At 55.5% G+C, this 10,425-nt stretch carries 13 protein-coding genes and 1 tRNA gene; 7 read left to right on the top strand and 7 right to left on the bottom strand.

Annotated features, from left to right (window positions below; translation table 11 throughout):
* Positions 1 to 32 precede the first annotated feature (32 nt).
* Positions 33 to 1,382, bottom strand: a complete 1,350-nt coding sequence (locus HU811_RS20225) for a hypothetical protein (RefSeq protein ID WP_186657724.1) — start codon at positions 1,380 to 1,382, stop codon at positions 33 to 35.
* Positions 1,383 to 1,784: 402 nt separating this feature from the next.
* Positions 1,785 to 2,456, bottom strand: a complete 672-nt coding sequence (locus tag HU811_RS20220) for a Bax inhibitor-1/YccA family protein (protein WP_039588756.1) — start codon at positions 2,454 to 2,456, stop codon at positions 1,785 to 1,787.
* Positions 2,457 to 2,580: 124 nt separating this feature from the next.
* Here HU811_RS20220 and HU811_RS20215 point away from each other — a divergent pair.
* Both HU811_RS20215 and HU811_RS20210 read left to right on the top strand, forming a co-directional pair.
* Positions 2,581 to 2,668, top strand: a tRNA-Ser gene (locus tag HU811_RS20215).
* A 394-nt stretch (positions 2,669 to 3,062) separates the two neighbouring features.
* Positions 3,063 to 4,859, top strand: coding sequence for a DAHL domain-containing sensor histidine kinase (locus HU811_RS20210; RefSeq protein ID WP_186657722.1), 1,797 nt, complete (start codon positions 3,063 to 3,065; stop codon positions 4,857 to 4,859).
* Positions 4,860 to 5,248: 389 nt separating this feature from the next.
* Here HU811_RS20210 and HU811_RS20205 read toward each other — a convergent pair whose 3' ends face one another.
* On the bottom strand, positions 5,249 to 6,148 hold the full coding sequence (locus HU811_RS20205; RefSeq protein ID WP_186657721.1) for a polysaccharide deacetylase family protein: 900 nt from the start codon (positions 6,146 to 6,148) through the stop codon (positions 5,249 to 5,251).
* Between the two features lie 201 nt (positions 6,149 to 6,349).
* Here HU811_RS20205 and HU811_RS20200 point away from each other — a divergent pair, with 201 nt between their 5' ends.
* The 3 genes from HU811_RS20200 (at position 6,350) to HU811_RS20190 (ending at position 7,531) form a co-directional block, all read left to right on the top strand.
* Positions 6,350 to 6,604, top strand: a complete 255-nt coding sequence (locus HU811_RS20200) for a DUF6555 family protein (RefSeq protein ID WP_047226592.1) — start codon at positions 6,350 to 6,352, stop codon at positions 6,602 to 6,604.
* Positions 6,605 to 6,753: 149 nt separating this feature from the next.
* The gene (locus HU811_RS20195; RefSeq protein ID WP_047226593.1) at positions 6,754 to 6,984 is read left to right on the top strand and encodes a hypothetical protein; all 231 of its coding nucleotides are present in this window, start codon (positions 6,754 to 6,756) and stop codon (positions 6,982 to 6,984) included.
* Positions 6,985 to 7,105: 121 nt separating this feature from the next.
* Positions 7,106 to 7,531: a hypothetical protein gene (locus HU811_RS20190; protein WP_186657720.1), complete on the top strand. Its 426-nt coding sequence runs from the start codon at positions 7,106 to 7,108 to the stop codon at positions 7,529 to 7,531.
* Between the two features lie 17 nt (positions 7,532 to 7,548).
* On the opposite strand, the gene HU811_RS20185 is transcribed toward HU811_RS20190, so the two are convergent.
* Both HU811_RS20185 and HU811_RS20180 read right to left on the bottom strand, forming a co-directional pair.
* Positions 7,549 to 7,776 carry a PLD nuclease N-terminal domain-containing protein gene (locus HU811_RS20185; RefSeq protein ID WP_186657718.1) on the bottom strand — a complete coding sequence of 76 codons (228 nt, stop codon included), beginning with the start codon at positions 7,774 to 7,776 and terminating at the stop codon, positions 7,549 to 7,551.
* Positions 7,777 to 7,869: 93 nt separating this feature from the next.
* Positions 7,870 to 8,055 carry a hypothetical protein gene (locus tag HU811_RS20180; RefSeq protein WP_092397838.1) on the bottom strand — a complete coding sequence of 62 codons (186 nt, stop codon included), beginning with the start codon at positions 8,053 to 8,055 and terminating at the stop codon, positions 7,870 to 7,872.
* Between the two features lie 271 nt (positions 8,056 to 8,326).
* Here HU811_RS20180 and HU811_RS20175 point away from each other — a divergent pair, with 271 nt between their 5' ends.
* Both HU811_RS20175 and HU811_RS20170 read left to right on the top strand, forming a co-directional pair.
* Entirely contained in the window at positions 8,327 to 8,689 is a 363-nt protein-coding gene (locus tag HU811_RS20175; RefSeq protein WP_047226597.1) for an NUDIX hydrolase, read from the top strand.
* A gap of 181 nt (positions 8,690 to 8,870) precedes the next feature.
* Positions 8,871 to 9,182 (top strand): hypothetical protein, encoded by a 312-nt coding sequence (locus tag HU811_RS20170; protein ID WP_186657717.1) that lies wholly within the window; start codon positions 8,871 to 8,873, stop codon positions 9,180 to 9,182.
* 463 nt (positions 9,183 to 9,645) lie between these two features.
* Here the strand turns inward: HU811_RS20170 and HU811_RS20165 are convergent, their stop codons facing one another.
* Both HU811_RS20165 and HU811_RS27495 read right to left on the bottom strand, forming a co-directional pair.
* On the bottom strand, positions 9,646 to 10,026 hold the full coding sequence (locus HU811_RS20165; RefSeq protein ID WP_186657716.1) for a hypothetical protein: 381 nt from the start codon (positions 10,024 to 10,026) through the stop codon (positions 9,646 to 9,648).
* A 193-nt stretch (positions 10,027 to 10,219) separates the two neighbouring features.
* On the bottom strand, positions 10,220 to 10,425 hold a 206-nt coding region (locus HU811_RS27495; protein WP_225248468.1), incomplete at its 5' end, for a hypothetical protein.

Genomic DNA, 10,425 nt, shown 5'->3' with positions numbered 1-10,425 from the left:
GGCCTCGGTGTCATCCGAGGCCGGGCTCCAGACTACTCGAGGTCTTCCAGCTCAGGACTGCGCTGCACTTTTTTCACCTCATCCTGAGGCGCATTGCTCGCTTTCATCAGTTTTAGCGGCACGATTTTTTCGCAAGCATTCTTGCCGTCGGCATAGACGCCACTGTGGTTGCATTTCCAGTCATAGAAGTTGGCCAAAGCCGCGGACAATTGCAGGCTGTAGTCCGTGCTCTGGGTCCCTGGCGTAAAGGGTTGGCCGGCGGGGATGTTCTGGAACCATTGCATCCACTCTTCAGTGCCCGGCGCCGGCGGATCGGCCTGGAAGGTCGGGTTCATGATCGCCAGTTGCTGGTATTCAGCGGTCATGTGGCAGCTCAGGCACGAAGCCTGGGGGTTGTCCACCGGCCCATTGAGGCGTCCGTTCCAACCCAGGTGGGTCGGCGGCAGTTCTTTGGCATTGGCATTGATCGCGGTCTGCTTCAACGCTGGGTTGATTTTGGTTTCTGTCGGCGTCGGATTGGTGAACTCGCTGCTGGTCACTTCAGGGTCGTTCCCCCACATGATTCCGACCGGCACCAGGTTTTCCCAGTCGCCTTTGCTCTTATCGATGCCGTTGTACTGAAAGGTCCCAAAGAGCCAACCGGTCTCGCTGACACGCGTGTCACGCACGGCAATGTCCATCTGGATCAGTGCGACTTTTTTCACGACGCGATCAGTGGATGTAAACGTGACGGCGGTGTAGGCATCCAGCAGCAATGGATTGGCCAACGACGGCACCGAATTGACATCGATGTCCGCATACAACGCCTTACACACCACGGTGCCATTGGGGAAGCTCTTGGGCTTTGAAGTGAAGCTTGGGTCGGGGTTCTGCGGATCTTTCCAGACCTGGCCAATGGTAAAGGCACCGATATCGTTATAGATCCCCACCGCATAAGTCTGGCCAGACTCCAACTGTGTGTGAGCGAGCTGTTTAGGCTGAATGGGCGCCTCTCGGGTCAGCCCATGGATGCCTTCACGCCCGCTTGGCCCGTAATGCTGCCAGGGCATGTGGTACCACTGGCGCACGGTGTTCTTCTGCACATTCCAGTTGGTCTCGGCGTTGCCCTCCAGACAATATTGCTTGACGCCCTCCATGTAGGCTCGCCAGGTTTCAAAATCGTTGCTGCGCGTTGAGGGCAGAATCTTGAAGAACGCCGGCATCGATGCGGCGCCAGGGGCTGTGGTGGGATAGTTCTGGCTGAGCTGGAACGCAGGGCCGGAATATTCACTCTTGGGAGGGGCGAAGCCGAAATCAGGGAAGGTGCCGGCATTGGCGCTGGTCATGGACAACCCGCCTGCCAAAGCCATGAGTGCAACGATCTTTGCGTGGGACTGAATCATCGGTATCTCCTTATAGGGACAACGCCTGCCAAAGTCATCGATCTCCTGATTGATGCGCAGGGCTTCCTTGTTATTGGGCCAGGGCGCGTTGCCCGGCCGGCTCACGGTTAACACTCAGTGATGCGCGTACACCTCCTTGGCACCTGAAAAACGGGCGCAGTCAGACCTGGCTCGGGTAGCCGAATGCGAACGATATCGGGGGAGAACGTGGCGAACATTTCGCGCGGTGGTTGACCGGTTTACCTCATGCCGCCCCTGGCAATGCAATCCCTTGTCATAGTTGTAGATCAATTATTCAAAGCCGCCATCACGATGCGGCTTTTTTACGGGCCATTGGCCATAACGAAAAATCGGGGACGAAAAAAAGCCCGCCGAAGCGGGCTTTCCATATCACGCATGTTATCAGTCGTCGCGCCCCATCAGGCCGAACAGTTGCAACAGGCTGACGAACAGGTTGTAGATCGATACATACAGGCTGATGGTCGCCATGATGTAGTTGCGCTCGCCGCCGTGGATGATAGCGCTGGTCTGATACAGGATGCAGACCGACGAGAACAGCACGAAGCCGGCGCTGATTGCCAGTTGCAGGCCGCTGATCTGGAAGAAGAAGCTGGCAACTACCGCACCGAGCAACACGAAGAAACCGGCGGTGATGAAGCCGCTCAGGAAGCTCATGTCCTTACGGGAGATCAGTACGTAGGCCGACAGACCACCGAACACCAGCGCGGTCATGGCGAATGCCGAGCTGACCACTTCGGCGCCACCCTGCATGCCCAGGTAGCGGTTGAGGATCGGGCCGAGCAGAAAGCCCATGAAGCCGGTCAGGGCGAAGGCCGAAACCAGGCCCCAGGCCGAATCGCGGAGCTTGTTGGTGAGGAAGAAAAGGCCGTAGAAACCGATCAGCACCACGAAGATGTTCGGGTAGCCGACGCGCATCTGTTGTGCAACGAAGGCCATCACACCGCTGAAAGCGAGCGTGAGTGCCAGCAGGCCATAAGTGTTGCGCAGGACGCGGCTAACCTCTAGCTGCTCAGCCTGCACGCTGTTGTTCACTGCGTAATCCTGTTCGCGCATGGCGACACTCCTCCGGTTTTGAAACATTCAGTGGCAAGGATGATAACAGACGCTCTGTAACAAGCTACGTAGAGAGTTTGACAGTGTGTTTCATTCGGGTATTATGGCGCCCGCAACGCAATACGGAGGTGTGGCCGAGTGGTTTAAGGCAACGGTCTTGAAAACCGTCGACTGTAACAGGTCCATGAGTTCGAATCCCATCGCCTCCGCCATCTTTATACAAAAAAGCCCTGATCAGTCAGGGCTTTTTTGCGTCTGACGCCTGGAAATCAGCCCCGCAACGCTCAAGCCCTTCCTCGAAATCAGGTGCCCCCCGCCTACCCGCGCCGCCCAGGCATCGCCTGTTGTTTTCCCGTGCTTCGGTCCACCTATGGCCGCGTACATCGCGCTGACTCGTTAGCGCTACACTCACGCTATCGAGGTATTCAACATCACCGTTAGCAGGGAGCTCAACGTGTACCCAGGCAAAAACAGACCCGCGCCACCTGCAAGCCACCCCATCAGCATTTCCCCCATCATCCCACGCCCTGAAAACCCGCCCTGCTTTGGGCACTCACCGGTTTTCCCAATCATTTCGCCAATCAACTGCCTGGACGGGAGGACCGCGTGACCCAGCTCATCAAAAAATATAAATGGCCTGCTTTATTGGCCGTCGCGCTGGTGATTTTCTCGGCCTCGATTTTCTTTTTAATCAAATCCTATACCTACGACGCCTCCACCTATTTCGAATCCCGGGATTTCATCCGGCAACTCAAACAGGCCGACGCCAACTGGAACGTCAAAATCCTGCGAAAGAAGATCGGCATCAACAACAACCTGTCGCTGACCCCGCCACCTGAAGCGGCCAGTCGATGGAAGCAGTTGGAGCAGCTCAACAATTCTGGCCCTTTGGCGGCCCTTTGGGCGTCCAGGCGCCAAGGCTATGTGGAGGCGGTAAAAAACAAAAGCCTGCTGGTGGAGCAGTTCCAGCAACACAACACCCGCTTACGCGCCGCTCTGGATGCGCTGCCACTTGCCGAGGACGACATCCAGACACGGCTCAGAGCAATGGGCACCGACAGTCCGATAAACCGCCGGGAAGTTGCATCCAGTGTCCTTGACCTGACTTTGACAACCCTTGAATACGCCCTTTATGTCACATCGGACAAGGCCGAAGAGGTAAAGAGCCAACTCAATGCGCTGGAGCAATACATCGCCCTTCTGCCCCCGTCCTACCTGCCGTCCTTTACCACGCTGACACAACATATTGAATCCATTATCCAGGAACAGCCGATCGTCAATGACCTTATTGACCGCATCAGTGTTATCCCGGTCGCCCAAGAGCTGGACAGTATTAACGAGCTGTTGAACGAAACCCAACGCAGGACCGCCGCAACCGAGCGCCAATATCATATCTATCTGGCTGTGAGCGCCGGCCTCATGGCGATTTTGATGGTCTACCTTGTCGCGCGGTTGGTTCGCAGCTCCGCGCTCATCACTCAGATTAACCAGGAACTGCAATCCTCCAACGAAAGGCTGGAGGAACGGGTGGAAGATCGCACTCGCGAGTTGATGCAGGCCGAACGTGAGCTGGTGGAGGCGGCGCGAATGGCGGGAATGGCCGAGATCGCGACAAACGTGTTGCATAACGTGGGGAACGTTCTCAACAGCGTGAATATTTCGGCGGACCTGGTGACCCGCAAGTTGAAAAACAGCAAGACGCTCGGTCTGGGCAAAGCGGTAAAGATGATGAATGAACATGCCGAGGATTTGGGCCGTTTCATCACCCTGGATGAAAAAGGCAAATTGTTGCCTCGCTATTTCAATGAGCTGGTCGAGTCCATCAATGCCGAACAGGGACTGCTCATTGACGAGCTGGCACAACTGACCAAGAGCATTGACCACATCAAGGAAATCGTCGCCACCCAACAAACCTACGCTGGCGCCGCGAGACTGATCGAGCCGCTCAATGTCAGGGATCTGTTCGAAGATGCGTTGCGCATGAACTCAGGCGCGCTGAGCCGGCACCATGTCACGGTCATCAAGGATTTTCAGGACATCCCCACCATCCTGGGAGACAAGCACCGGTTGCTGCTGATTCTGATCAACCTGATCAGCAACGCCAAATTCGCGATGTCGAATGTTTCCGGGCATCCGCGGGAAATGACGCTGGGGATCCAGATCGTCGCCGAGAGCACGTTACGCCTCAGCGTCAAGGATCGAGGCGAGGGTATTGCGCCGCAGAACCAGGCTCGAATCTTCAACCACGGGTTCACGACCCGCAAGGACGGCCATGGATTTGGCTTGCACAGCTGTGCTCTGGCCGCAGTTGAAATGAATGGCCGTCTCTACGCCCAGAGCGATGGGCCTGGTCAAGGGGCCTTGTTCACCCTGGAGATCCCGCTGGAACTGGCCAATACCTGAGCCACTGGAGCGAGTTGGCTGCGTGCGCAGCATCCTTCTGGGTTGCGCGCGTGCAGCCAACTCTGACCTGCGAACACCACCTTCTGGGCGGGGCTATTTAGTGTTAACCGATCGATCGCTTCGGTTTCTGCGCACCGGCAACGCCGCCGCGTAAGCCAGCGCTTCCTCACGGGAAGCAAAGGAGCCAAGCCGGTCCACTTGGGTGCAGACCCTCCATGGGCCGCTGTTCACACTGAGTACGTCGTAACCGTTGATGTGTACTTTCGTTAGCATCGCAGCACTCATAGTTACCTCCTGCTAGATAAACCTAAGGTATGCCCTTTACCTTACACTCAGTTGGCACCAGGGCATCAACCGGACGTCGCAATTTCCCGGGAGCGACATGCCCATCAGGGTGAGCCCGAACCCCACAGTCTGTTCCACAACCCAGGCAGTTGCACCGGCTCGGTGCCGTCTTTGACGGTGCGAGCAAGCGCTGCTCGCTCAAGCGCCTGACGGTCGTCATAAAATGGCTTGGTGTCGATCTTCACCCCAGTTGCCTGGGCAGCGTCGAGCAGAATCTGCAGGTATTCCCGGGCGTGTCGTGCGGTGTAGCGATTGAGATCATGAAAGGTCACCACCACCGGAATGACCCCATCAACGGCAGGTATCTGCCCGACGGCGATACGTTCGCGCACTTCGCTGAGCTGACGTATGAGGTTGATTCGCCGTCTCGGACTGGCCGTAATACCCCAGACTTTGCCGTCGTTGGCGCTCAGATCGGTGAGCAACATGTGCAGGCCATGACGTCGGTAGGCCGCGAAGGTGCGGGTGTCGTAGCTCCAGAACGGCGGCCTCACCAGGCCAGGAGCTGCCCCCGTGATGGCGGCAATGTCGGCGCTCCCCTTGAGCAGCGACTGTTCCAGTTCATCAGGGCTGAGGAACCGGTGGTTGCTGTGCCCGGAGGTCGCGGTATGAAAGCCCAGCACATGCCCTTCTTGCTGTTCACGACGCATCACCGAACGGCCGATATCACTGCCACCGGCCCGCGACGCTCGAGTCTGCACGAAAAATACCGCTTTGATCCCCGGCTGCACCGGATTTTGCGCCAAGGCATCGAGCACGCTCATGCTCGGGTTCCAGAAAGACGATGCGCTGGGCCCGTCATCGAACGTCAGCAGAAAGCGGATAGGCGGTTGCGTGCGAAGGCGTTGTTCGGTCTGCGCAGTCAGTTCGATGGGAGCGCTAATACACCCCAGCAAAACGCTGGCAAGGGCTACGAGAGACAGCACCCTGGCGAAGATTTTCATTGTGTGCCTTTTATGGTGATCGCACTGACTCGCCTACGATCCATGGCCCTTGATGCCCAAGCCCAGCTTGGAGAAGGTTAACCGGGTTTGGTTCCCGGCCGCGAGCCTCGCCGCCCCGCTGATTTTTGACCGTTTGGAGATCCGATGGAATTTTCCGCACGCCTCTGCATCCATCCGTATAGAACTAATTAGGGAGGATTTATGGGCGGGCCATCGCTTTACATCATCGACTACATGCTCCATGGCGAGCCCAAGTCATTCATCATTCGTGCCGAAGTGATGAACAATTCCGAAGCTTGGCATTGGGCCAGTTGCGATGCGGGTGTCGGGCGCATCCCCAAATTCGGGAGGGAAAAGGTCAAGCGGGTGTCAAAACCACTGGCAGAAAAATACGGTATTACCGACGTGCGCTGGCGAGCCAGTGTCGCGCCGGCCTGGGTAAAGGAGTCAGGCTGAGTCCGCAACCCCTCTTCGGCGCACCGGCCGTCCGGCCGGGCGCCGTTTTCTTCGCCCGACCCGAAATAACTCAACTACGCTTAATTATCGGTACAACCCGCTGCTGGCGGGTTTTGTGGTGCCCTATACACACTCAATGGAGGTGCGACATGTCTGAAAAAGAGTCCATCACCACCGTGCTCACCTTGCTGGAATCGCGTCAGGCACGATTGGCGGCGGCCTGCAAGGAAATCGCTGACTGGGTCGACCATCAGGGCGGGCACCCTACCGCCGTGCGCATCCGGGATCGTCTCAATGACATCGAAAAAGACGCCCCCTCTATCCAGAGCGCGCTGACGTCCCTCAAGCCCGCCGAGCGACCATTGCCCAAGTTCCGCTAACGCATTGCGCTGCACAGGTTCTTCCTCAAGTTCTACCGGTTGGAAAACCGATGGAACGCGGGCGTTCTTTGCGCCTCGATATTGATATGTATCGGAGCAAAGCCGCTAGAGGGAGAACACCATGTACGCCAGAATCCTGCTGCTGATAGCCTGTGCCAGCCCTGCCGTCGCCATGGCGCAAGGCTGCGATGTAATCACTCGGTCCCAGAGCCAAGCGATACCGAAGATTGAAACCCATAGTTGTTACGAATACAAAGGCGTGCCAGCCGAGGCGATTGGCTGGTCGTGCAGCAACGAAAGCAAAGGAGCGCTGAGTACGCAGAAGAACCCCGTCGAACGCTGCGCCGAGGGGTATGTGGCGACATGCCAGGCTCGACTGACTCAGGAAGCCCTGGCCAACCCACGCTCAACTAGCAAGGACCGCAGCGGCGGGTCGGCGAACATTCCCGACGACGCGCAAGTTACGTGGTACTACTACGACGCCGAACAATTGGCGCAAGCACAGAAAGATTGCGAAACCACCGGTGGGCGCTGGAAAAACCAATGAAGGGTCAAGGCCCTGTCCTAGCCTTTGCTGTGCTCTGGCGACGACGGGCCTTCCTTCACACCGCGAGGGCCGGCCACGCCCCAGATGATCAGGCCCACCACAGGCAAGATGATCAGCAGCAGCGCCCAGCCCGCCTTGGTCCCGACCGTCTTGTCACTGCGAAACACACTGATGATCGCCCACAGATCCACAAGCAGCAAAAGCACCACAATGCCGATCCAGAAATAGCTGGCTAGTTCAGACATGGTCTAATCCTCTTAAGGTCTATGGTTTAGGCATACCCCCTGACGGTCCGTTCAAAGAATCTGCCATCGCCTCCCCCACACCCGGAATTTCATCTAACCCCGCTCATTCAGATAGGCGACCCACCGTTCATAAGCGTCATGCTGGCGCTGGACGGCTTGCTCCCAACTCACCCCGCTCGTTTGATGTGCGTCGACGAGCGCCATCATCTCTGACGTGGCCGCGTCCAGCTCCACGAGAAGCTCGTGGGATTTGATTTTGAAGTCTTCAACGGTGGTCATGTCTTCTCACTTCCCCTCTAACCGAGGTTGGCTATCCACCCAACATGGATACGTTTTTTCCAAGCTGATTCAGTCGAGGCGATGATCGGTCTAATGCCCAGTCCAGACAGATAGCGAGTGTGGGAATGAAATGAAGTTCAGTCTTTCGCCGATTGCCGCGGTCGTACAAAGAGGCGCCCGGTAAAAACTGTAGTGGACATCCCGTATGACATCGGGCTCAAATATTGCAGTTATATTTCAGTTTAATGACAGTCACTGATTGAGCAAGGCCATGAAAATTCGAGCGACCGTCATCTGCGAGGAAGATCGCCACATCTTGCTCGTGCGCAAGGCCAACAGCCGCTGGACATTGCCTGGTGGGACCGTGGAGCGCGGCGAAACCCATGCCGGGGCGGCCCTGCGCGAGTTGGCCGAAGAGACCGGGCTGGACGCGCACAACCTGCTTTATCTGATGCGCATCAGCGACGGTGAAACCGAACACCACGTGTTCGAAGCCGCGGTCACCGATTCAAAGACAGCCCGGCCACAGAATGAAATCAGCGACTGCCTCTGGCATCCGCTGGACGCCATCGCGCAACTGCAAATGAAAAAGGGCACGCGGGAGATTCTCGAGGCATTTCGGCGCAGGTTGTGAACGCAGCTTGGTGGTGACCGAGCAACGCCTACAAAAGCGGACTGGGAATCACGCCCTGCCATCCTCACTTCGGAAAGAATAATTAGCTCAACAACCACAAAAGATTAATTTCTTAGCTACAGTTTCTTCGCACTCTTAAATAAATCAACTCATTCGCCCATCGCGCCGAGGGACCTCAACGATGCCAATGACACTGGATCTTGCACAAAAAGAAAAGTGGATTTCGGAAATGAAAACATTGACAACCCATGCCAAATGGGGCGTGCAGCTAGTACTTAATCTGCCAACAGGCATGAAAAACAGAATCCCTTTGTATCCATGGCTAAAGGGGCCTGAGACCTTATCGGAAAGCGAACCCACACTCCCCACCCAACGTCCACCCACTTCAATGAACTGTTGGGAGTCACTGCTTGTTTCAGGATACTATGCAGGCCTATGGAATAAAAATTACATAGTAAAAGCAATTACAAAAACAGCCGGAACCGGAAATTAAGATTCAGGCTTTAGCAAGCTCGCCTGGTATATGAGTCGTAAAGGCACTCCGTTCATGCCTAACAGATACAGGGCTGAGGAACGGGCGCTAATCATAATGTTTGGCGATACCGGCGAGCACTTCGCCTTAACGTGCGGAGAGGGGAAAATCATTGAACTCGATAAAGCCGCCCAAGGCGTAACGGATCTACAGAATACATTGCAAAGGGCGCCTTACTACACTTACAAGCGTGTCTATGTTGCGCCCCCACCCACCCTATCAGAACTCAATGAAATCACATGAACCCATCTTGCCTGCGGGAGAAATGAAAATAAATGCAGCCATTGCTCCTCCAGAACGGCCTGGGCCTGGATGCTGCGCTTCCGCTAGTGGCGTCGCCGCGAAACGAATACGTGATAACCGAAAACATGTCACGCAAACTTGGGATCACCTGTAACCGCGAAGCCTCGCGCATCAAAATCAATCATGGACCGAACACCAAATCCTCAGCCTGTTGAAAAGTTAACACCTGAGTGAGCTCAATCTTTAGATGCTTATAAGCTCTAGGGTTAAATTTAATCTGCACAGCTGGATTTTCACTAGCGTTCGACAGCCAATCATAATTATTGCAATAGTCTGCAGGTATGTTCTGCCACTGCTGAGCCTCCGGAACCGCAAAGCTCTCCATATCGACCAATTCCTGAGCACAATATACAGACCATATATCAACACCCTCCGGAGGAACAACAGCAGAAGCAATCCCATACCCATAAGTATAAAGAGCTGGTGTTTTTTTAAAAGATCTTATTACATAAAAACCACTTCCCAACTCCCCTCCTGATGCATGATCCCAAGCCCCAGGCATGACTTTTAGACCGCTTGTTAAGGATGCCCTATGCCCAGATCTAGTAGCGTGAAACCCTATTAATCTCATAGAAAACTCCATTTAAGTTACACGCAGCGTCCAACGCTAAAATGAACCACCCGCACAGACTGAGTGATTTGACTCTTAAAAAACCGAGACACCTAGATTAATAGATCAGTTTCCTTATCCAAGCTTAATGCCAGCTATCAAGAAATAGACCATTCCCGAATAAAACGCCAATACGCCAGCCATCGCCCCCGACGGGGCTTAAGCCCGGAAGGCGGTCGGAGTCGCGAAGGCTGACTTTCAGATGCGCGATTTGCGAGCAAAGGTCCAAAATAGCGGACCAGAAACGAACAAGGGTTTGCATCAGCTTTCGCTCGCAAACCCTTGATTTTA

The organism is Pseudomonas tehranensis, assembly GCF_014268615.1.
GTDB lineage: Bacteria > Pseudomonadota > Gammaproteobacteria > Pseudomonadales > Pseudomonadaceae > Aquipseudomonas > Aquipseudomonas tehranensis.
Note: the sequence above shows the minus strand (reverse complement) of the source record. Positions and strands in the feature narration are given on the sequence as shown.